18 protein-coding genes and 2 pseudogenes are annotated in these 23199 nt (G+C 42.7%); 17 read left to right on the forward strand and 3 right to left on the reverse strand.

What is annotated here, in order from left to right; genetic code table 11:
- Window positions 1-54 precede the first annotated feature (54 nt).
- The 4 genes from xpt to DD657_RS05900 all read left to right on the forward strand — a co-directional run bounded on the left by xpt (window position 55) and on the right by DD657_RS05900 (window position 3004).
- The gene (gene xpt, locus DD657_RS05885) at window positions 55-621 is read left to right on the forward strand and encodes a xanthine phosphoribosyltransferase (protein WP_021987324.1); all 567 of its coding nucleotides are present in this window, start codon (window positions 55-57) and stop codon (window positions 619-621) included.
- A 228-nt stretch (window positions 622-849) separates the two neighbouring features.
- Entirely contained in the window at window positions 850-1755 is a 906-nt protein-coding gene (locus DD657_RS05890; protein ID WP_021987323.1) for a DnaJ C-terminal domain-containing protein, read from the forward strand.
- Window positions 1756-2017: 262 nt separating this feature from the next.
- Window positions 2018-2335 (forward strand): chaperone modulator CbpM, encoded by a 318-nt coding sequence (locus DD657_RS05895; protein WP_287048995.1) that lies wholly within the window; start codon window positions 2018-2020, stop codon window positions 2333-2335.
- Window positions 2336-2449: 114 nt separating this feature from the next.
- The gene (locus DD657_RS05900; RefSeq protein ID WP_021987320.1) at window positions 2450-3004 is read left to right on the forward strand and encodes a DJ-1 family glyoxalase III; all 555 of its coding nucleotides are present in this window, start codon (window positions 2450-2452) and stop codon (window positions 3002-3004) included.
- Window positions 3005-3059: 55 nt separating this feature from the next.
- Here DD657_RS05900 and ahpF read toward each other — a convergent pair whose 3' ends face one another.
- Together ahpF and ahpC are read right to left on the reverse strand one after the other, a co-directional pair.
- A complete protein-coding gene (gene ahpF / locus DD657_RS05905; protein WP_287048997.1) occupies window positions 3060-4607 on the reverse strand; it encodes an alkyl hydroperoxide reductase subunit F in 1548 nt (515 codons plus the stop codon).
- Window positions 4608-4661: 54 nt separating this feature from the next.
- The gene (gene ahpC / locus DD657_RS05910; protein ID WP_021987318.1) at window positions 4662-5228 is read right to left on the reverse strand and encodes an alkyl hydroperoxide reductase subunit C; all 567 of its coding nucleotides are present in this window, start codon (window positions 5226-5228) and stop codon (window positions 4662-4664) included.
- A 412-nt stretch (window positions 5229-5640) separates the two neighbouring features.
- Here ahpC and DD657_RS05915 point away from each other — a divergent pair, with 412 nt between their 5' ends.
- From DD657_RS05915 to DD657_RS05930, 4 genes and pseudogenes are all read left to right on the forward strand, one after another.
- A complete protein-coding gene (locus tag DD657_RS05915; protein ID WP_273133210.1) occupies window positions 5641-7851 on the forward strand; it encodes a heavy metal translocating P-type ATPase in 2211 nt (736 codons plus the stop codon).
- Window positions 7852-7943: 92 nt separating this feature from the next.
- Window positions 7944-8135, forward strand: coding sequence for a hypothetical protein (locus DD657_RS05920; protein WP_287049001.1), 192 nt, complete (start codon window positions 7944-7946; stop codon window positions 8133-8135).
- Between the two features lie 241 nt (window positions 8136-8376).
- Window positions 8377-9690 (forward strand): annotated as a pseudogene (locus DD657_RS05925) (Gfo/Idh/MocA family protein); the annotation flags it as partial.
- A gap of 181 nt (window positions 9691-9871) precedes the next feature.
- Window positions 9872-12211: an ABC transporter permease gene (locus DD657_RS05930; protein ID WP_021987314.1), complete on the forward strand. Its 2340-nt coding sequence runs from the start codon at window positions 9872-9874 to the stop codon at window positions 12209-12211.
- 63 nt (window positions 12212-12274) lie between these two features.
- Here the strand turns inward: DD657_RS05930 and DD657_RS05935 are convergent, their stop codons facing one another.
- Window positions 12275-13549, reverse strand: coding sequence for a bifunctional folylpolyglutamate synthase/dihydrofolate synthase (locus DD657_RS05935; RefSeq protein WP_287049003.1), 1275 nt, complete (start codon window positions 13547-13549; stop codon window positions 12275-12277).
- Window positions 13550-13930: 381 nt separating this feature from the next.
- Between DD657_RS05935 and DD657_RS05940 the strand changes: the two genes are divergently transcribed.
- From DD657_RS05940 to DD657_RS05980, 9 genes and pseudogenes are all read left to right on the forward strand, one after another.
- Window positions 13931-14563 carry a redox-sensing transcriptional repressor Rex gene (locus DD657_RS05940; RefSeq protein WP_021987311.1) on the forward strand — a complete coding sequence of 211 codons (633 nt, stop codon included), beginning with the start codon at window positions 13931-13933 and terminating at the stop codon, window positions 14561-14563.
- Window positions 14564-14841: 278 nt separating this feature from the next.
- Window positions 14842-16794 (forward strand): threonine--tRNA ligase, encoded by a 1953-nt coding sequence (gene thrS / locus DD657_RS05945; protein ID WP_021987310.1) that lies wholly within the window; start codon window positions 14842-14844, stop codon window positions 16792-16794.
- Between the two features lie 70 nt (window positions 16795-16864).
- Window positions 16865-17404, forward strand: a pseudogene (gene infC, locus DD657_RS05950) (translation initiation factor IF-3); the annotation flags it as partial.
- Between the two features lie 144 nt (window positions 17405-17548).
- Window positions 17549-17743 carry a 50S ribosomal protein L35 gene (gene rpmI, locus DD657_RS05955; RefSeq protein WP_021987308.1) on the forward strand — a complete coding sequence of 65 codons (195 nt, stop codon included), beginning with the start codon at window positions 17549-17551 and terminating at the stop codon, window positions 17741-17743.
- Between the two features lie 83 nt (window positions 17744-17826).
- Window positions 17827-18183 carry a 50S ribosomal protein L20 gene (gene rplT / locus DD657_RS05960; protein ID WP_021987307.1) on the forward strand — a complete coding sequence of 119 codons (357 nt, stop codon included), beginning with the start codon at window positions 17827-17829 and terminating at the stop codon, window positions 18181-18183.
- Between the two features lie 155 nt (window positions 18184-18338).
- Window positions 18339-19067 carry a 4-hydroxy-tetrahydrodipicolinate reductase gene (gene dapB / locus DD657_RS05965; RefSeq protein ID WP_118774375.1) on the forward strand — a complete coding sequence of 243 codons (729 nt, stop codon included), beginning with the start codon at window positions 18339-18341 and terminating at the stop codon, window positions 19065-19067.
- An 86-nt stretch (window positions 19068-19153) separates the two neighbouring features.
- Window positions 19154-20542 carry a signal peptidase I gene (gene lepB, locus DD657_RS05970; protein WP_021987305.1) on the forward strand — a complete coding sequence of 463 codons (1389 nt, stop codon included), beginning with the start codon at window positions 19154-19156 and terminating at the stop codon, window positions 20540-20542.
- A gap of 445 nt (window positions 20543-20987) precedes the next feature.
- On the forward strand, window positions 20988-21635 hold the full coding sequence (locus tag DD657_RS05975) for a porin family protein (protein WP_021987304.1): 648 nt from the start codon (window positions 20988-20990) through the stop codon (window positions 21633-21635).
- A gap of 222 nt (window positions 21636-21857) precedes the next feature.
- Window positions 21858-23195: a PhoH family protein gene (locus tag DD657_RS05980; RefSeq protein ID WP_273133220.1), complete on the forward strand. Its 1338-nt coding sequence runs from the start codon at window positions 21858-21860 to the stop codon at window positions 23193-23195.
- Window positions 23196-23199: the final 4 nt, after the last annotated feature.

Below are 23199 nucleotides of genomic sequence, written 5' to 3' on the forward strand. Positions count from 1 at the left end.
GGAAGGCGGTGTTTTTGCTGCCGGCCGGATAAAATACGTTGAAATATTTAAAATATGGAATTACTGAAAAAAAGAATACTCCAGGACGGGAAATGTTTTCCGGGAGGGATATTGAAGGTCGATAGTTTTATCAATCACCAGATGGATCCGATTCTAATGAAATCGGTAGCCGTCGAGTTTGTCAGGCGTTTTGCCGGAACGGATTTCAATAAGGTAATGACAATAGAGGCCAGCGGGATTGCTCCGGCAATTATGGTGGGCTATTTGCTGGAATTACCGGTGGTGTTTGCCAAGAAGAAACAGCCGAAGACTATGGAACATATACTTTCGACTGTCGTTCGTTCGTTTACAAAGGACCGGGAGTATACGGTATGTATCAGCCGTGATTTTCTGAAACCGGGAGACCGGGTGCTCTTTATCGATGATTTTCTGGCAAACGGCAATGCGGCGTGTGGGTGCATCGACTTGATCCGCCAGGCCGGAGCAGAATTGGCGGGTATGGGTTTTATCATAGAGAAGGCTTTTCAGGATGGAGGCAATGTGTTGAGAGAACGGGGGATTAGAATAGAATCGTTGGCCATCATTGAAAGTCTGGACGATTGTCAGATTGTGATTCGCTGACAAAGTGACGGAAGAGGAGGGGAACGATTACATTCTGTCATGTGAACGTTTTGTTGCTTGCCGGGGTGTATCGCCGAAAAATGCAGGGAATTCCGAATTTTGTAAATTTTAATCTGATTTTTGAAAATCTTTTTGTGGGTTTGGCCGTAAAATTGATGTATTGTTGGGGATTAGAAGGCCGGTAATAAGGTGCCGGTTTTTTGATATTGGATTTTTATAATGTGAAATATGGCATATATAGATTATTACAAAATTCTCGGAGTTGATAAGAGTGCTTCCCAGGATGATATTAAAAAGGCTTTTAAAAAATTAGCCCGGAAGCATCATCCTGATTTGAATCCGAATGATGCGGATGCCAAGCGGCGTTTTCAGGAGATAAATGAAGCCAATGAGGTATTGAGTGATCCGGAAAAACGGAAGAAGTATGATCAGTACGGTGAGCATTGGCAACATGCCGATCAGTTTGAGGCACAGCAACAGCAGCAGCGGCAATACGGTGGGGCCGGAGGAGGAGGGTATTGGTCGTCGGCCGGGGGATTTTCCGGGGATGACGGAGAATTTTCAGATTTCTTTGAATCGTTATTCGGTTCACGGGGAGGGCGTCGTGGCGGAAGAAGTGCCGGATTCCGGGGACAGGATTACAATGCGCAATTGCAGTTATCGTTGCGGGATGCGGCTCAAACCCATAAACAGATATTGACGGTCAATGATAAAAAGATCCGGATTACGATTCCTGCCGGAGTGGAGGACGGACAGACGATTAAATTGGGAGGGCAGGGAGCTCCCGGTATAAACGGAGGACCTGCAGGCGATTTGTATATTACTTTCGTCATACCGGAAGATCCTGTATTTAAGCGTTTGGGCAACGATTTATATGTAGATGTGCCGCTGAATTTGTATACTGCCGTGTTGGGCGGAGAACAGGTAATCGATACGTTGAACGGTAAGGTGAAACTGAAAGTGAAACCCGAGACCCAGAACGGAACAAAGGTACGTTTGAAAGGAAAAGGTTTTCCGGTATACAAGAAAGAGGGGCAGTTTGGGGATTTGATCGTTACATGGTCGGTAGAAGTGCCGACGCATCTGACGGAGAAACAAAAAGAACTGTTTCAGGAATTGCAGCGTATGAGTTAAAGGAAGAGACGGGAAAATTACACATTGGGACGGACTCATTGTGTAATTTTTGATTTACGATTGAGTAGAGAATTGCAGTGTTTATAGGAGTTTTAGATTTCAAATTGGAGAATGGGCTTGATAGGGAATTGGATGTAGGATTGATTGATTTTGAGATTTATAGGATAGGATATTAGGAATTTTAGGTTGAAATGCAGTATAAAGGGGTTGTAAAACGAGGATAGAGTAACCGACGAAAATAAATTAATAAAACGACCGTATTATGGAAACGGATTTAATTATTGTCAATGAGTATTGCCGGCAGAATCATATAGACCATTCATTTATCGTGTTGTTGTATGATGAGGGACTGATCGATATCCGCAAAGAAAAGGATACGGAATATCTGTTGGTTTCCCAATTACAGGATTTGGAACGGTATACCCGTATGTATTATGATTTATCAATTAATATTGAGGGCATAGATGCTATCCGGCATATATTGGACCGAATGGAAAGTATGCAGGTGGAAATCAGAAGACTGAAAAATCGTTTGAGCAGGTTTGAACGGGAAAACGGGATAACTGATTATGAGTTTTGACCCGATTGTTATAAATGAAATTTATAGATTCCGGTATGTTTGTTTTGCTGGAAAACGGATTGTCGGAATACTCGGAGAAATGTCGATTGTTGTATAATTTTTATATTTGAGCTTATGAAAAAATCGTTTTTATTTTTAGCAGACGGATTTGAGGAAGTTGAAGCTTTGGGTACTTTGGATGTATTGCGTCGTGGTGGGGTGGAAGTGTATACGGTGTCTGTCTACGACAGGAAAGAAGTGGAAGGGGCTCACGGAGTGGTTGTTTCGGCGGACAGACTTTTGAGAGAAGTAAATGAAGCGGATGCAGAATATATGATTTTTCCGGGAGGAATGCCCGGCGCCCAGCATTTGTCTGAATCGTCCGTATTGATGGAGATGCTGAACAGGCATTTTGAGAAAAAGAAGCCGATAGCTGCGATTTGTGCTGCTCCTGCATTGGTATTGGGAAAATTGCCGCTGGATAAGTCAATCCGAATGACTTGTTATCCGGGTTTTGAAAAGTTTCTCCCGGGAATAAATGTGCGGCAGGAAGGCGTTGTGACAGATGGAAATATAATTACAGGCCGGGGACCTGCTTATGCTTTTGCTTTCGGGTTGGCTTTGTTGGAGCACATTACCGGATCGCAGGAGACGGCCCGGGAAGTTGCCGAAGGAATGTTATTGGGTTAATATAAAAGTCGCGTGGAAACGCGACTTTTCATTTATTGTTGAGAACAAACAAATTTTATATTCCGCGAATGCGGTCTTCAAATGCGGAAAGTGCTGCTTTCGCTCCTTCTCCCATGGAAATGATGATTTGTTTGTACGGCACAGTCGATACATCTCCGGCAGCATATATTCCCGGAACATTGGTGCGGCAATGTTCGTCGATTATGATTTCGCCTACCCGGTTGGTTTCTACGATGCCCTTGAAAATTTCACTATTGGCGGCGAGTCCGATCTGGACAAAAACACCGTCTAATGCGATGATCCGTTCTTGTTCGGTTTTGCGGTCTTTTACGCGTATTCCCGTTATTTTCTCGCCGTTGCCGATTACTTCCATGGTTTGTGAACTCCGGAATATTTCGACATTCGGCAGACTTTTGGCTTTTTCCTGCAATACGTTATCTGCTTTTAGTTCGTCTAAAAATTCCAGAACGGTTACTTGAGAGCAGATACCGGCGAGGTCGATTGCAGCCTCGATTCCCGAGTTACCGCCTCCGACAACCGCAACATGGCGTCCTTTGTAAAAAGGACCGTCACAGTGGGGACAGAAGGCAACGCCTTTACCGATATGTTCGGTTTCACCGGGAACATTCAATTTTCTCCAGCTTGCACCGGTTGCGATGATTACAGCCGGTGCCCGGAATTTTTCATTGCCTTTGGTAGATATGATTTTTTGCTTATCCTCTATTTCTATCTTTTCGAGTTTCCGGTGTTCAAAAATATCGATCGGATATTGTTGCATATGGGTCAGTAAATCGTTTGCCAGTTTACTGCCTGTTGTTAGCGGGACAGAGATCAGGTTTTCAATACCTACGGTTTCTTTTACCTGTCCTCCGATACGTTCAGCAATAACGGCTACTTTCAGGCCTTTGCGGGCTGAATATATCGCGGCAGAAGAACCGGCAGGACCGCCGCCGATAACGATAACGTCATATTGATGCTCGGTCGGTTCGGAAAGGGTATCCGCGGTTCCGTATAATTCTTCCAGTTTATTCAGTAATTCTCCGAGTTCTCCGCGTCCGACATGTATAAGCCGGTCGTTGACAAAGACGGAGGGAACGGCCTGTATTTTGAGTTCGTCTGCTTCTTCCCGGTGGAGAGCTCCGTCTATCATGACATGCTCGATTTGGGGATTGAAGATTGAAATGATATTCAAAGCTTGTACGACATCAGGGCAATTGGTACAGGTCAGAGATACGTAAGTTTTGATCTGTATGGGGCCCTTTAATGCCTGTATGCGTTTTTGCAGATTGCTGTCCGGTAGATTTTTGCCTTTCCCGTCACTGTTTAAAATGGCAAGCAGTAAAGACGTAAATTCATGTCCGTTGGGAATGCCTCTGAATTTTATGCCTGTATCGGTTCCGTTTTTCAATATATGGAATTCGAGATTTTTTCCGGTCGTTACATTGCATGTGATCTTTTCAGAGCAGTTTGCAACGTCTTCCAATAGCTCGAGCAGTTCCTGACGGCTTTCATGTTCGGGATCGACATGAATATCCAGGGTGTAATTGGCCTCCAGATCCGCAAATATGTTGTTTAGTTGGTCTTTTAATGCTGTATCTAACATAGTTTGTGTTGTTAAAAAAAGCCGGCTAAGGGGTGCCGGCTTTAGAAATGAATATTAAATTTTTCCGACTAAGTCGATACTCGGCTTTAACGTAGCGTCGCCTTTTTTCCATTTGGCCGGACAAACTTCTCCGGCATGGGTGGCTACAAATTGAGCGGCTTCTACTTTCCGCAGTAATTCATTAGCGTCCCGGCCGATGTTGTTGTCGTGGATTTCTGCAACTTTAATTTTACCTTCCGGATTTATCAGGAAAGTTCCCCGGTAAGCCATACCTTCTTCTTCGATCATAACTCCGAAAGCGCGGCTTAATGCTCCGGTCGGGTCTGCCAACATCGGGTAGTTGATTTTACGGATGCTTTCAGAAGCATCGTGCCAGGCTTTATGAACAAAATGAGAATCGGTACTTACAGAGTAGATTTCAACTCCCATTGCTTGGAATTGTGCGTATTTTTCAGCCATATCCACAAGTTCGGTCGGACATACAAATGTAAAATCGGCCGGATAGAAGAAGAAAATAGCCCATTTGCCTTTAACATCTTCGTTTGTTACGGTTTTGAATTTACCATTGTGAAAAGCTTGAACACTGAATTCAGGTAGTTGAGAATTAATAATTGTTTCCATCATTATTTGTATTAAATTGTTATTGTTTTCTTTTTGCATTACAAAAATATATCAATTTTCTCAATATAAATAATATTTTTGATCGAATTAATTTATAAACATATCGATAAAATATATTTTGTGTGGATAAAATGTTTGTAATCAGTTTGTTGGTGTGTAAACATAAGCTTTAAATTTTAAATTGAAAAATAAGATTAGGGTGAAAATTTTGCAAAGGGACGGACTCGTGGTGTAATTTTTGATTGATGTTTTCAAGTGATCGTAAATTCCGGGTTAAATAGATATGATGAATTGATAAGTCCGATAATTGACAATCTGAAATCTGCAATGATTTTCGGGCTCTTTTGCTTATTTTTGTATGAAACTAAATTTTCGGAGGGGGCGTACAGATAGGTGAGATAAAAAATGTATTATGGAAAAGAGAGAAACATTTTATGTGACAGGAATGAGTTGTGCCGGTTGTGCTATGAGTGTAGAACAGGTATTGTCTCAAACAAAGGGCGTGAAAGAAGCAAAAGTTAATTTTGCGGCTTCTACGGTTATGGTGGAATACGATGAATCGGTTGTTACTCCGACTGACTTGCAGGAGGCTGTACAGGCTGCCGGATACGATTTGATTTTGGAGGAGGAAACGGAAAGTGATATAGAGATTCGTCAACGGAAGGAATACCATAAGTTGAGACAGAATACGATAGGCGCGATTGTTTTTTCTTTACCGGTATTTATTATCGGTATGTTTTTTATGCATATGCCTTATGGCGATTGGATTATGTTGATATGTACCGTGCCGGTGATCCTGGTTTTCGGCCGGCATTTTTATATTAATGCCTGGCAACAATTGCGACACGGCCGCGCCAATATGGATACGTTGGTTGCGGTAAGCACGGGAATCGCTTTTTTATTCAGCTTGTTTACGACGATTTATCCTCAATATTGGACGTCCCGGGGGTTGGAGGCTCATGTGTATTATGAGGCTGCGGCTGTGATCATTGCTTTGATTTTATTGGGACGTTTGCTGGAGAGCCGGGCTAAGGCTGGAACGTCTGCGGCTATTCGTAAATTGATGGGGTTACAGCCTCAGACGGTCATCCGGGTAGCTGATGACGGCACTGAAACAGAGATTCCGCTTAAAGTAATTCAGGAAGGGGATGTATTGTCGGTACGGCCGGGAGAACGGATACCTGTAGACGGGACAATTAATACGGGTGTTTCTTTTGTCGATGAGAGCATGATCACCGGAGAACCGGTACCGGTAGAGAAGGTAACGGGAAGTAAAGTTTTTGCCGGTACGGTGAATCAGAAGGGAAGTTTCCGTTTTACGGCAGAGCGTGTCGGTAACGATACGGTTTTGGCCCATATTATAAAGATGGTGCAGGAGGCGCAGGGGAGTAAAGCTCCGGTACAGCGTTTGGTGGACCGGATTGCCGGCATATTCGTTCCGGTGATTATCGGTATTGCGATTATTACTTTTGTTGTGTGGATGTGGGTTGGCGGAGGGGAGGCTTTTACCCACGCTTTGCTTACTTCGATTACGGTATTGGTGATCGCTTGCCCTTGTGCTTTGGGATTGGCGACTCCGACGGCCATAATGGTCGGTATAGGAAAGGGAGCCGAAAATAATATTTTGATAAAGGATGCAGAAAGTCTGGAAGAATTGCATAAAGTTGGGGCTGTTGTGCTGGATAAGACCGGAACGATAACGGAAGGTAAACCGGAAGTTACCGGAATATATTGGAATGAAGGTATTTCTGCCGGGATTTATATGCCTGTTTTATTGGAACTGGAGAGCCAGTCGGAACATCCTTTGGCCGGAGCGGTGGTTACGTATCTGACGGAAATGGGTATTACTGCGGGGAGAGACGGTAGTTTTGAAAGTATTACGGGACAGGGAGTACGGGGACGTATTGCCGGGAAGGATTATTATATCGGAAACCGCCGTCTGCTGGAAGCGCAGAGTATTGTCGTGTCCGGAGAGTTGCAGGACTGGGTACAGGAATTGCAATTGGCCGGGAATACGGTCGTGCATTTCGCTGATGAGCATAAGGTATTGGCCGTGATCGGCATTGCCGACCGGATAAAACCGACTTCGGCCGAGGCGGTCAGCCGGCTGAAGAAAATGGGCGTGGAAGTTTATATGCTCACAGGGGATAATGCCGTAACGGCGAGGGCTGTTGCTGATCAGACCGGCATTGGAAAATATCAGGCCGAGGTGATGCCTTCGGATAAAGCTGAATTTGTAAAATCGTTGCAACGCCAGGGGATAAAGGTGGCTATGGTGGGTGACGGCATCAATGATTCGCAAGCCTTGGCGCAGTCCGATGTCAGTATGGCTATGGGACGGGGATCGGATATTGCTATTGATGTGGCGAAACTTACGCTTATAACTTCCGATTTGAATGTGATTCCCAAGGCTATTGCATTGTCACGGCAGACAACACATGCCATTCGGCAGAATCTGTTTTGGGCTTTTATTTATAACCTTATCGGTATCCCCTTGGCGGCAGGAGTACTTTATCCTTGTTGCGGATTTTTGTTGAATCCGATGATTGCGGCTGCAGCTATGGCATTTAGCTCCGTATCTGTTGTTAGTAACAGTTTACGTATAAAAGCAAAAAAGATCTGAAAATAACTTCATTTATCGTTTTGTGAGGAAAGTTGGGTAACCTTCTTGCTTTCGTGTCGTTCCATGAATAAACGGTTAAATTAGTATAGGATATGAACGATAAAGAGCACAGACAATATGTACAGACTGCCGACCGGCAGCCAAAAGAAGGACGAAGTCCGTCGATGAGGGCACAATTAGAAGAAGAGGAGGCCATGGGAAATGATGTTGAGAAATTGCACTCAGAGGGGGATGAACCTGATTTATGTCAGTATATTCAGGAAAAATCAGATCCGGCAGATTAATTTGCCGGATTTTTTTTACAAAAGAATCTTTATTAAAAAATTTACATAGGTGTGTTGTAAAATGATAAAAATAATATATCTTTACCGTCGCAAACGGTTGAAATTTGTGTGCCGAAATTTTTAATAATAACTCATAAATTTATTATCTATGTTGAAATCTTTAAGTTTTCTGGTAGTTGCCATTTTATTTATGTCGTGTTGCGATGCCTCTGCCAAAAAAGACAAAGCAGGTGTCGTGCAACCTATCGAGGTCGGACAACCGGAACGTCCTGCCGGACAGGAAGATGTTGTCGGATTGACTACACCGAAGCTGGATACGGTACGGGTCGGTTTTATCGGACTGGGAATGCGTGGTCCCGGGGCTGTTGAGCGTTTTACCCATATTCCCGGAACTAAGGTTGTGGCTCTTTGTGACATTCGTCCCGAATGTGTTGAAAGAAGTCAGAATATTCTGAAAAATGCAGGTTTACCGGAGGCTGCAGCTTATTCAGGCAGCGAAGATGCATGGAAACAGTTGTGTGAACGCGATGATATTGATTTGGTGTATATAGCAACGGATTGGGTACACCATGCTCAAATGGGAGTGTATGCCATGGAACACGGGAAACATGTTGCTATTGAGGTGCCTGCAGCTATGACTTTGGATGAAATCTGGTCGTTGATCAATACTTCTGAAAAGACCCGTAAACACTGTATGCAATTGGAAAATTGCGTGTACGACTTTTTCGAGTTGACGACATTGAATATGGCACAGCAAGGTCTTTTCGGGGATATACTTCATGTGGAAGGTGCCTATATCCATAATCTGGAAGATTTCTGGCCGTATTACTGGAACAACTGGCGTATGGATTACAACCGCAAACACCGGGGTGATGTATATGCTACTCATGGAATGGGTCCGGCTTGTCAGTTGTTGAATATTCACCGGGGCGACCGGATGAAGTATCTGGTATCTATGGATACGAAAGCTGTAAACGGCCCTGAATATATTAAGAAAACAACGGGTGAGGAAGTGAAAGATTTCCAGAATGGAGACCAGACGACTACAATTATCCGTACGGAAAACGGAAAGACAATGTTGATACAGCATAATGTCATGACTCCCCGTCCGTATAGCCGTATGTATCAATTGGTAGGAACCGACGGTTTTGCAAGTAAGTATCCGATTGCAGAATATTGTTTGAGACCGGCACAGGTAGACGCTAATGATGTACCCAATCACGAGAATTTGAATGCTCATGGTGCTGTACCTGAAAATGTGAAAAAAGCGTTGATGGAGAAATATAAACACCCCATTCACCGGGAATTGGAAGAAACGGCTAAAAAAGTAGGCGGACACGGCGGTATGGATTTTATTATGGATTATCGTTTGGTGTATTGCTTACGTAACGGTTTACCTTTGGATATGGACGTATATGACTTGGCTGAATGGTGTTCTATGGCCGAGTTGACCCGGATTTCCATCGAAAATAACAGTGCTCCGGTTGCCGTACCTGATTTTACCCGTGGCGGATGGCAGAAGTTAGACGGTTATCACCATGCTTTTGCCGAATAATCTTTCGGAGAGGATATATTGATCTCTTGTAAAAAGAGTGTCAAGTTTTTATACATCGGATGTCTAAAAAAAAGACATCCGATGTTTTTGTTGTAATGGTATGTGTTTGTTTTATAGTGCTTTATGCGGAATGGCATGTTTTTTGATTTCTTGTATGCGAAATAATTAAATTACTTGAAATATGAATTTTTTTGCGCGTTTATTCAGGACAGCCTTTCATAACAAAGGATTGACGGTAATTAATATTCTCGGATTAGGGACGGGATTGGCCGTGGCGTTATTTTTATTGGTGTATTTGCACTTTGAATACTCTTACGATAAACATTTCAAAGATGCGGACCGGATTTACCGGATATTGACAGTTTGGGACGAGGGTGGAAATGTGGTGAATTATCCGATTAATTTCGGTGTGTTGGCATCCACCTTGGTAAAAGAAGTGCCGGAGGTCGAAGTATCCAGTCGTTTGTATAAATGGGGGAATATGAATCTGAAATATGAGAATGGAGATAAAGCTTCGGTCAGGTCGTATATGGTGGATTCCTCGTTTTTACAGATTTTTGATTTTAATTTGCTATACGGAAATTTGGACGGGGCTTTGAACGAACCCAATACTTGCGTCATTACCCGGAGTACGGCCGACCGCTTTTTCGGTGTCGGGAGCAATCCTGTAGGAAAAAGCCTGATGTACGACGATTATAAGACAGCACTGGAAATAAAAGCCGTTGTGGCAGATATACCTTTAAATACCCATTTCCGTTTTGATTTACTGACTAAATTACCGGAATTCGGTTGGGGAGGCCTGGAATACTATACGTATGTGAAATTCCGGGAAGGGACGGATTATGCCGCAGCCATTGAGAAATGCAATGCAGTGAATAAGAATTTGCTGGAAACACGTTTTAATGGTTATGGTGACAGTAAATTCGGGAGTATTACCGAACCGTTGAACGGCATCCACATCGGAACACAATCGAGCTTTGATTTGACCCCTAAAACCAGTAAGGCGAATCTGATTTTTATTATTTTAGTGACGGTATTTATTTTGGCTATAGCCTTGTCTAATTTTATATCTTTGAATATTATTCAGGGAGAGAAAAGGGCAACGGAGATCAGTGTCCGGAAAACCAACGGAGCGGAGCGGTCGAATATTGTTAAAATGTTGTTCAGTGAGACGACTTTAGTGACTTTGCTGTCTTTTATCATAGCGATTGTGTTTTACTATGTATTTTCTACTCCTTTTGCCCGGTTGATTAATTTTAATTTACCTGCGGATGTGGGAATAACGGGAGTTATGTGGGGGTATTTTATTTTACTTTTTTTGCTTGTAACGGTGATTGCGGGGGGATATCCGGCTTATTACCTGTCCCGTTTCAGTCCGACGGAGTTGATCCGTAAAACGACGGTGAGGAAATATAAATTGACGGCAACTTCAGTTGTGGTGCAATTTTCTGTGGTGATTTTTTGTGTATCGGCTTTGTTTGTTGTTTGGCGGCAACTCGATTATGTAAAGAAAATGCCGTTGGGATTCGAAGCCGATAATGTTATGACGGTGCAATTGAATTGTACTTTCAAGCAGTATGAAGGACTTCGTGCGGATTTACTTCAGTTTCCCGATATTATTGATGTATCCGTATCCGGCGGCCATCCGCTGAACGGGTGTAGCGGGCAGGGATTGCGGCGTATGGATCAGGCGTCGACAGAAGAATTGACTATAGACGAACGACGCACTGGGCCCGGGTATTTACGCTTGTTTGGTATTCCGATCATCGAGGGACGCGATTTGAAGTATGAGGGAAGGATGGATTCAGCCGGTATTGTTTTGACGGAAACGACGGTAGCGGCACTGGACCTGAAAGATCCGATCGGAAAAAAAGTTTTATTTAACGATATGCCGATGACAGTGGTCGGAGTGGCTAAGGATATTCATTATGTATCTGCCCGGGAAAAGATCGGAAAATTGGTTTATACGGCATACAGAACCAGTGGTAGTACTTTGGGTATAAAATATGCTCCGGGTAAATATCAACAGGCGAAGACAGCTTTGTCGGAGATTATGAATAAACATTACCAAGGCGAACCGTATAGCCCTGTGCTGATGCGTGATATTGTCAACAATCAGTATTGGCAGGATGAGATTACCTCCCGTATATTGATCAGCGGTACGGTTTTGGCGATTTTACTGGCTTTGTTGGGTTTGGTGGCTTTGATGGGATTTGTCGCACAGCAGAAACGGAAGGAAATCAGCTTACGCCGGGTTATGGGTGCCCAGGTCAAGGAAATCGTATATGATCTGAACCGGTATATTATTCTGCGGATTTTGCCTGCCGTACCGATCGGATTGGCTTTAAGCTATTATATGATGAGTAATTGGTTGCAGAATTTTGCCTATACGATTCCTTTGAGCTGGTGGATTTTTGCCGGAGCCTTGGTGGTGACTCTGTTGATCGTGTTGATCACGATATTCTATCAAAGTATACATTCTGCAACAGCAAATCCGGTGAATGCCCTGAAAAGTGAATAGTATTTGAATATTGGGGGGAAGGAAAGACCGGCACAGAGAAAACATTTCTCTGTGCCGGTCTTCTTACAGGACTTCGGCTACGACAAATGTACTGCCTCCGATGTATATCATGTCTTCTGCTGCGGCCTGTTTACGGGCAGCAGCGTAGGCTTCGGCAACGGTCGGGTAGATTTCTCCCTGCAGTCCGTGTACGGCAGCCTTCCGGGCCAGTAATTTCTCATCCATAGCTCTGGGAATAGACGCTTTACAGAAATAGTAGCGTGCATCCGGAGGTAAAATCCGGAGTACGCTGTCTACGTCTTTATCGTTTACCATACCGATAACAAAATGGAGTTCGCGGTAGGTACAGGTTCGCAGTTGATTTGTGATTTCGGTGAGTCCGTCTATGTTGTGTCCGGTGTCGCAGATTGTGTAAGGATGCTCTGCCAGTTGTTCCCATCTGCCGTGGAGTCCGGTGTTGGAGATTACTTTTGAAATGCCTTCGCGTATGTCTTGCTCGTATATGGCCAATCCACAACTTTGCAGGGTGAATGCTGCTTCGAGTACTGCCGGAATGTTCTTCCGCTGGTAGAATCCTTTCAGCCCGCATTCGATGTCAGATAGAATACTGCCTTTGGAAGTTGCGGCATCATAGGTTCCCTTCTGGTTGTTTGTTATTTGCCATTCTTCCGAAGCGAAAGTCAACGGAGCATTGCATTCCCGGGCTTTTTTTTCAAAAACAAAGTCGTAAGCGCTGTCTTTGGCACCGATTATAGCCGGGATTCCGGGTTTTATAATGCCGGCTTTTTCAGTGGCGATTTCGGGTAATGTATTCCCCAGTAATGCCATATGGTCGAAAGAGATATTGGTGATTACCGACACCAGTGGAGTAATGATATTGGTGGAATCCAGCCGCCCTCCCAGTCCGACTTCAATGACGGCTATATCGACTTCCGCATCGGCGAAATATTTGAAAGCCATTGCAACCGTCATTTCAAAGAAAGAGGGTTTTACTGCGGTAAATACCTCTTGATTTTGCTCTACGAAACCGATCACGTATTCTTCCGGGATCATTTCTCCGTTGATTTTGATTCTTTCTCTGAAATCTTTCAGGTGGGGAGAGGTATAAAGTCCGGTTTTGTAGCCGGCTTCCTGTAAGATTGAAGCCAGCATGTGGGATACGGAACCTTTGCCGTTGGTTCCTGCGATATGAATGGTTTTGAATTGCCGGTGCGGGTGTCCGAAATGTTCGTCTAATTTCAGCGTATTGTCCAGGTTTGCCTTGTATGCTGCCTGTCCTTCACGCTGATACATGGGTAATTGTGCGAATAGCCAATCTAATGTTTGCTGATAGTTCATGAGATGAATTTTAAATACTGAATTTTGGATTGAACGTATTTTCCATACTTGTTTTTTATGAACAATCGTAAATTAATAATCAAAAATAAGGTATGTCTGAAAACACGTTGCAAAAGTACGAAACAATTGAAGATGGGGAATTGAAAAATAAAAAATTTACTTGTAAAAGTTTGAATTTAATTTTTTCGTTGCCGGGGAAAAAACTTATATTTGCAAGTTAGTTCTTACAATTGCAGACGTTATAAGCATTCTGAAATAAGGAGTGAACCGTTTAAGGTATTGAAGCGCTTTGCCTGGGAGATCCGGGTATATCGGGACGGTAGGTTTAAAAACTGATTTGTAAGTAAATTTTTACGTTAGAAACGATTTAGTAGAATTTAAATGAAAGAGGATAGCAGTGTTCCGGTGCCGGTTTTGAGACGAATGCCTTCTTATTTGGCATTTGTGAAGACCTTACAGAAGCGGGGAGAGAAATACGTGTCGTCGACGCGTATAGCTGAGTATATGGATATAGATTCGACACAGGTGACGAAAGATTTATCCCATACAGGACTTACCGGGAAGACTAGAGTCGGATATGAAGTGGATAGTTTTGTGCGCGTACTCGAAGATTTTTTGGGATTCAGTAAGGTGGATAATGCTTTCCTGGTGGGGGCGGGGTCGCTCGGTTCGGCTTTATTGCAGGACAAGGGATTGGCCGCATTCGGTTTGAATATAGAGGCGGCGTTTGACGTGGATGATGCCAAGGTCGGGACGAAGGTAAACGATATTGAAATTTATCATATCGACGAATTCCGGGCAATGGCAGCAGAACGGAATGTGGTGATCGGAATTATTACGGTACCGGCTGAGCATGCGCAGAATGTGGCGGATTTGATGGTTGCCTGGGGGATAAAAGCGATCTGGAATTTTACACCGGCCCGAATCAAGGTGCCTTCTCATATCGTTGTGCAGAATACGACGATTTACATGAATCTGGCGATTCTTTTCAATAAGTTGTATAATCAGGGATAGGGGGGATACGCCTTTGTCCAGGTCGAAGGCAGTTATTTTGTTCGATACAACCCGGATTTTTTAAGGTCGTTTTATGCATTATCGGTTAAAAACAGGAATCGCTTTGTTGTCTTGTCGTCCCGTCTTGCAATTTGTAATTCAAAGCCTACGATTTTCAATTCTTTTTTGCTTCTTTAGTCCTTGTTTTTTATTGCCGGCAGGCCTTTTGCTTTTCGCTTTTTATTTACTATCTTTGCACATTGCAAAAATGCAGAATCATTAATTTATAGAAAAATATCATGGTAAAGATTAAGTTTCCTGACGAAAGTGTCAAGGAATTCGAGCCGGGAGTGACCGGCCTTGATATAGCTAAGTCGATTAGCCCAAAGTTAGCGAAGGAAGTGTTGTCGATATCTGTCAACGGTGAGATCTGGGATTTGACCCGTGGTATTACCGATGATGCCGATGTGAAATTATTTACCTGGGAGGACGAAGAAGGACGTCATGCGTTTTGGCATTCGTCTGCGCATTTAATGGCAGAGGCTTTGCAGCAATTGTATCCGAATACGAAGTTCGGTATCGGACCGGCTATTGAGAACGGATTTTATTACGATGTTGATCCGGGAGAAGGAGTTGTATTGACAGATAAGGATTTGGAAGTAATCGAGAAAAAAATGCTCGAACTGGCCCGGGAGAAGCAGGAATATTGCCGTATCAATGTCAGCAAACAGGAAGCCTTGGATCATTTTTCGGCTATAGATGAGAATTATAAGGTCGAGTTGATCAACGATCTCGAAGACGGTAAGATCACATATTACAAACAAGGTACTTTTACAGACCTTTGCCGCGGTCCGCATTTACCCGATACATCCTATATTAAGGCAATCAAGCTGACGAGCTTGGCCGGGGCTTATTGGAGAGGTAACGAACACAATAAGATGCTGACCCGTGTATACGGTATCACTTTCCCGAAGCAGAAAATGCTGGACGAATGGTTGGTCATGATGGAGGAAGCCAAACAGCGCGATCATCGTAAGATCGGTAGGGAAATGGAATTGTTTGCTTTTTCGCAGGAAGTAGGGGCCGGTTTGCCTTTGTGGTTGCCTAAAGGTGCTATGTTGAGAGACCGTCTGGAGACTTTTTTACGGAAAGTGCAGAAGAAATACGGTTATCAGCAGGTGATTACCCCGCATATCGGAAATGTGAATCTGTATAAGACATCCGGTCATTATCAGAAGTACGGAAAGGATAGTTTTCAGGTAATCACGACTCCGCAAGAGGGAGAAGAGTTTATGTTGAAACCGATGAATTGCCCCCATCACTGTGAGATTTACAAAACGAAACCTCGGTCGTATAAGGATTTACCTATACGTTTTGCTGAATTCGGTACGGTTTATCGTTACGAGCAGAGCGGTGAGTTGCACGGATTGACGCGGGTTCGCGGTTTTACGCAGGATGATGCGCACTTGTTCTGTACTCCCGATCAGTTGAAGGAAGAATTTATGAAGGTAATAGATATTATTTTTATTATTTTCAAAGCTTTGAATTTTACGGAGTTTACCGCACAGGTTTCTTTGCGTGATCCGAAAGACCGGGAAAAATATATCGGAACCGATGAGAATTGGGAAAAGGCAGAACGTGCCATTATAGAAGCTGCTGCTGAAAAAGGTTTGAAAACTACGGTTGAACTAGGCGAAGCTGCATTCTATGGTCCGAAGCTCGATTTTATGATAAAAGATGCAATCGGGCGTAAGTGGCAATTGGGTACGATTCAGGTGGATTATAACCTGCCGGAACGCTTTCAGTTGGAATATACCGGAGCCGATAACCAAAAGCATCGTCCTGTTATGATTCACCGGGCTCCTTTTGGAAGTATGGAGCGTTTCGTAGCTGTATTGATTGAGCATACGGGAGGTAAATTCCCGTTGTGGCTGGCTCCGGATCAGGCCGTCATCCTGACAGTGAGCGAAAAATCAAACGATTATGCCCGGAAACTTTCAGAATTGTTAAATAATTCCGATATTCGCACCGTTTTAGACGATCGTAATGAAAAGATCGGGCGTAAAATCCGGGATAACGAATTGAAGAAAATTCCGTATCTATTGGTTGTCGGGGAGAATGAAGCCCGTGAAAACAAAGTATCGGTCCGCAGGCAGGGGCAAGGTGACTTGGGGTCGATGACGGTAGATGAATTTATCGAAATGATACATAGCGAAGTCGACAAGCAGTTGCACGCTATTTATAACGAATAAGGTTGTGCCGGAAGGCAGTCTTTATAATGTAGTAACTAATAATTAAGGAGGATTTAATATCGCAACAAGAATGGAATTCAGAGGTCCGAGAAACCGGCAGATTAACAGAGAACCACAACACAAAATCAATGAGTTAATCAAAGCACCGACAGTAAGGGTGGTCGGTGAAAATATTGAACCGGGGGTTTATCCTTTGCGTGAAGCACTGGCTATGGCTGAAGCTGCCGGAGCCGATTTGGTCGAAATTTCTCCTAATGCAGAACCGCCTGTATGCCGTATTATCGAATACAGTAAGTTTTTGTATCAGTTGAAGAAAAAGCAAAAGGAGATCAAAGCCAAGAGTGTAAAGGTGGTGATTAAAGAAATCCGTTTCGGTCCTCAGACCGATGAGCATGACTTTAACTTTAAAGTGAAACATGCGAAAGGCTTCCTTGAGGAAGGGGCGAAAGTGCGGGCTTATGTATTTTTCAAAGGCCGTTCGATCCTTTTTAAAGAGCAAGGTACGAATATCCTGGATCGTTTTATTGCAGAGCTTGAAGAGTATGGGAAAGTGGAAGCTGCACCGAAATTGGAAGGTAAAAAAATGATTGTGGTATTGGCTCCGAAAAAATAAATGTTTTTGATTTACAATTCTTCTCTTTTTTGCAGGGGAAGGATTGTGAATACAATCTGAAATCGTAGACCTAAAATCTACAATTAAAACGAACGATTTTTATAATTACATATTTTCTGAAACACAATTAAATTAAGAGAAATGCCAAAGATGAAATCAGTAAGTAGCGCGAAAAAGAGATTTACTTTGACCGCTACCGGAAAGATCAAAAGAAAACATGCTTTCAAAAGTCATATTTTGACCAAGAAAACAACCAAACAGAAAAGAAATCTTACTCACAGCACGATTGTCGATGATGCCAATATGAAGTCTGTGAAGAAGATGTTATTGATGTAAGATTAATTAAAGAGTTATTAACCTGAATGTTATGCCTTAAGTTTCCGGCTGAACGGAACGCTGACATTTAAAAAACAAGAATTATGCCAAGAGCTAAAAATGCCGTTGCTTCAAGAGCACGTAGAAAAAAGGTTTTAAAACAGACCAAAGGTAACTTTGGTGCAAGAAAGAATGTTTGGACGGTTGCTAAAAACACATACGAAAAAGGTTTATTGTATGCGTTCCGTGACAGACGTAAGAAAAAGTCGGAATTCCGCGCATTGTGGATTCAGAGAATTAACGCTGCTGTAAGAATGGAAGGTTTGTCTTATTCTAAATTTATGGGTCTGGTACATAAGGCTGATATCGATATCAACCGTAAAGTACTTGCCGATTTGGCGATGAACCACCAGGAGGCTTTCAAAGCTGTTGTTGCGAAAGTAAAAGAATTAGCAAAGTAATTATAAAAAATCGAAGGAAAGGCTGCTGTGAAGCAGCCTTTTTTTATTTCAAGGCGGGATTGTTTGCGGGTATTGTAACTTTATGGACTATATTCTGCACTTGTACCAAAATTAGTATTAACTTTGTCTTTAACATGTAAAGCAGGAGATTGATAATGAAGATTGCATTATTAGGATACGGCCGGATGGGTAAGGCTATTGAACGGATTGCGTTGGAGCGTGGACACCGGATTGTGTTGAAAGTGGATTTGGATAACCGGGAGGAATGTACGGACGAACAGTTGAAGACAGCTGATATCGCTATTGATTTTTCAACTCCGGCCATTGCTGTCGATAATTATAAATGGTGTTTCGATAACGGAATACCTGTTGTATCGGGTACTACCGGTTGGTTGGAACGTTGGCAGGAGGTGACGGATTATTGTCAGGCGAAAGCAGGCGGATTCTTTTATGCTTCTAATTTTAGCATCGGGGTGAATTTGTTTTTTCAGTTGAATGCGACATTGGCCCGGATGATGAGCGGTTTTGATGATTATAAGGTGTATATTGAAGAGACTCATCATATTCATAAACTGGATGCCCCCAGCGGAACGGCGATCAGCATTGCCCAGGGAATTCTGGAAAATCATCCTTCTTATAAGTCCTGGGAATTGGAGCACGGTGTGGTCTTACCTGCAGATGTCATCCCGGTTACGGCTAAACGGATAGATGAAGTGCCCGGTATACATGTGGTGACCTATAAATCAGCCGTCGATCAGATCGAGATTTCTCATTCGGCTTTTTCCCGGGAAGGGTTTGCACATGGTGCCGTATTAGCGGCTGAATTTATGCAGGGAAAAAAAGGAGTGTTCGGTATGAAGGATATGTTGAAAATCCGGAATTGAGATGATACGCCTTTATTTTTATTTGTCCGGTTGGATAATGGTTTTGAGTAAATAGACATTAGTAATTAAGAGGAAATATTTGGATTATGAGGGATATATTGCGTAATAAATGGTTTAAGGTTACCGTAGTATTGATCGTTTATCTGTTGTGGACATTGTGGGTCGGCAGTTGGTGGTTATTGCTGGGTGTTCCGGTTATTGTGGATGTGTATATTACCCGCAAAGTGCATTGGGCTTTTTGGAAGAAAAAAGGGGTAAAAAAACAGACGAAGCTGGTCGAATGGATCGATGCTTTGATCTTTGCCGTGGTTGCAGCCACCCTGATCCGGATGTTTCTTTTTGAAGCCTATACGATACCGACTCCTTCTATGGAAAAATCAATGTTGGTGGGGGATTATCTTTTTGTCAGTAAGGTGGCTTACGGGCCGAAGTTGCCCAATACACCCCTGGCTGTACCTTTCACTCATCATACCCTGCCTTTTACGACAAGTACGAAAGCCTATTCGGAAGCAGTGCAGTGGCCCTATAAACGGATAGCCGGGACGTCGGAAATCAAACGAAACGACATCATTGTTTTTAATTTTCCGGCGGGAGATACCGTGATTGTAGGCAGTGAGAATCCGGATTATTATTCGCAGGTGCGTGCAAATGCCCGGAATTATCAGCAGGTTGAATTGAGCCGGGGAAATCAGCTCTCTTTCCGGGAGGCGGAAGATAAAATAAGAGGGTTGATGAAGCAGCGTATGGAGATCATTTCCCGTCCTGTCGATAAGCGGGAAAACTATATCAAGCGTGGGGTCGGAATGCCCGGAGATACGCTACAATTGAAAGACGGCTTGCTGTATGTAAACGGAGTGGCAGCCGAAAGTCCTGAAAATCTGCAATTCGACTATATCGTAAAAACCAACGGAACACCGCTGAATCGAACGAAATTAAAGGATAATGTCGGAATTTCCTATGAAGATATACGGATGCTTTCCAATGCTGAATACAATTTCCCGTTAACGGCGGAAATGGTTACGAAATTGAAAGCATTCCCGAACGTCACTGAAATCAACCGGGTACACGATAGCGGTGTGAATCCGGATATTTTTCCGTTTAGTGCGGATTACCCCTGGAATATCGATAATTTCGGTCCGTTGTATATACCGAAAAAGGGGGATAAAGTCGAATTGAATATGAAGACATTACCTTTGTATGAACGTATTATCGGAGTGTTTGAAGGCAATAAGCTGGAAGTGAAAGATTCGGTTATTTATGTTAATGGACAACCTGCCGATGACTATACTTTTCAAATGAATTATTATTGGATGATGGGAGATAACCGTCATCGTTCGGCAGATTCCCGTTTTTGGGGGTTTGTACCGGAAGACCATATTGTCGGGAAAGCCTATTTTATCTGGTTGTCTTTGGATAAGGATAAATCTTTCTTAGGAAAGATCAGATGGAACCGGATGTTCCGGTTTGTACATTGATCGGAATAGAATTTTGATTTCGGATCGGACCCGCAGATTTTGTTGTCCCTATGGATTGATTCTGAATGTCAGAGTAAAATTGAAAAATAGGGATGGCAGAAGGGAGGTTTGGATAGACTTGGGGGGTGATTACTGATTAACCAAAATTTATCTCTGTCCTCCTAAAGTTCTTATAATCTTTTTTTTACTAATCATAAATTACACAATGAGTCCGTCCCAGTGTGTAATTTTGTGTGTTTGTTTCTTTCCTGATTGTTTAAAATGTAACAAATAATTATTCCTTTAGGACTTGTATGTAAATAAATAATCTATATATTTGTGAATATATATGTTAATTTTGATTTCCGAATGTTATTTTTTCGGATGTTGAAATAGGATTTGAACCCCTAATTATCTATTATAAACTTACACTTTTGAACAAAAGAAGTGTGCTAAATTAAATGCTATGAAAAAAATTATTTTAATTGTATTATTGGCCGGATGGGTATTCGGCGGGTACGCCCAGGAAGTTAAATTCGGTGTGAAAGCCGGCATGAATATGACCAGTTTGGGGTCGGATTTTAAAGATCTTACAGACGGTTTTGATCAGAAGACGAAAATCGGGTTTCATATCGGTGCTTTTGTCGATCTTGGAATTACTGAAAACTTTTACGTTCAACCGGGACTTTATTACAGTAACAAAGGTATGAAGCTTGAAGCCGATGAAAACAGCGATTATAAAATAAAAGTAAATTTGAGTTATCTGGAAATTCCGATTCTGGCTTCTTATCGTTTCAAATTGTCGGATAACATGAAATTGCATATCAATACCGGTCCTTATCTGGCATACGGATTGGGTGGTAAATTTAAATTCGAGCCGAGTGAATTTGAAGAACTAATGGATGGTGATATGAAAGCATTTGACGAGGATGAAGGTGATTTGAAGCGTTTTGATTTCGGTTGGAGTTTCGGTGCCGGGGTTAATTTCAGTGCTGTTTATGTCGGCTTGAAATATGACCTTGGATTTTCTAATATTGCCGGAGATTCTTATGACGAAGCTGATATGAAAATTCATAACCGTAATTTCTCTGTATCAGTTGGATATACATTTTAACTGTTTTTGGGGTAAACGGATTGTTTTAAAAAGTGGCGAAAGCCACTTTTTTTTTGTGAATTGTTCGTAAATTTGAGACAATTAATAATTAAACAGGATTCTTTCGGCAGACTGACGTAAAAGAAGTGACTATCTGAAGGGGTTGGATTCTGCGGACGCCTGTTCGGTTTAAATGAATATGTTCATTTTAAAATCTGAGAAATAATATTTAAAATTCGGAGTATGGCAGGGAAAAATAAGAAGACTTTTATTTTGGATACAAATGTGATTTTGCATGATTATAGAGCGATATATAATTTTAAGGATAATGATATTATTATTCCGATCGTGGTTTTGGAAGAATTGGACCGGTTTAAGAAGGGAAATGATCTGATCAATTATCATGCCCGGGAATTTATGCGGGAGTTGGATAAAATTTCCGATCTCGATTTTTTTAAAAAAGGAGGAAAACTGGGGCCTAAATTGGGACGTTTGTTTATCGAGGTCGGGAATAAAATTCCGCAGGATGTGCGGGCTTTTTTTCACGAGGATATTCCCGACCACCGGATTTTGGCTGTTACAGCCTGTAAGGCTCAGGAACTGGAAGATAAGGAAAAAGTGATTCTGGTGACGAAGGATTTGAATATGCGGATGAAAGCACGGGCATTGGGACTATTGGCAGAGGATTATAAAAACGATCAGGTAGAAGACCCGGATTTTGCGATAAACCGGAGTGTGAGGGAAATAAACGGTGTGGCACCGGAAATAATTAAGACTATACATGAAAATCCCGGAGGTCTTGAGGTGAAAAAAGTGTTTCCCCGGGAAGCGATCAGAGGGAACAATTATTATATCCTGAAAAATGATAATGCTTCTGCTTTGGCTGCTTATGATCCGATGAAACAATTGATCCGCAAGGTGGATAAACCCAATATTTTCGGGATATATCCCCGCAATGCAGAACAGGCGTTTGCTATCGATGCCTTGATGAATCCCAATATACAATTAGTGGCGATCAGCGGTAAGGCCGGTACCGGAAAAACTTTGTTGGCCCTGGCTTCGGCACTCCAGCAAGCCAAATTATACGAACAGATTTACCTGGCACGTCCGATTGTCGCTTTGTCTAACCGGGATTTGGGGTATTTGCCCGGAGATATGAATGAGAAGGTTGACCCTTATATGCAGCCCTTGTATGATAATTTAGGCTTTATCAAACGTCGTTTTAATATACACAGCCAGGAAAACCGTTTGATCGAGGATTTACAAAAGGAAGAGAAGTTGTTGATTTCGGCTTTGGCATTTATACGCGGGCGCAGTCTTTCGGATATTTATTTTATTGTAGACGAAGCCCAGAATTTGACGCCTCATGAGGTGAAAACGATTATCACCCGTGCCGGAGAAGGTACAAAAATGGTTTTTACGGGTGACATCGATCAGATTGACTCACCGTATCTGGATAAAAAATCCAACGGACTTTCCCACTTGATCGATAAGATGCAGGGACAGGATATTTTTGCCCATGTGCATCTGGAAAAAGGCGAGCGTAGTCATTTGGCGGACTTGGCAAGTAGTTTGTTATGATCTG

It is taken from the genome of Culturomica sp., assembly GCF_003524185.1.
Classification (GTDB): domain Bacteria; phylum Bacteroidota; class Bacteroidia; order Bacteroidales; family Marinifilaceae; genus Culturomica; species Culturomica massiliensis.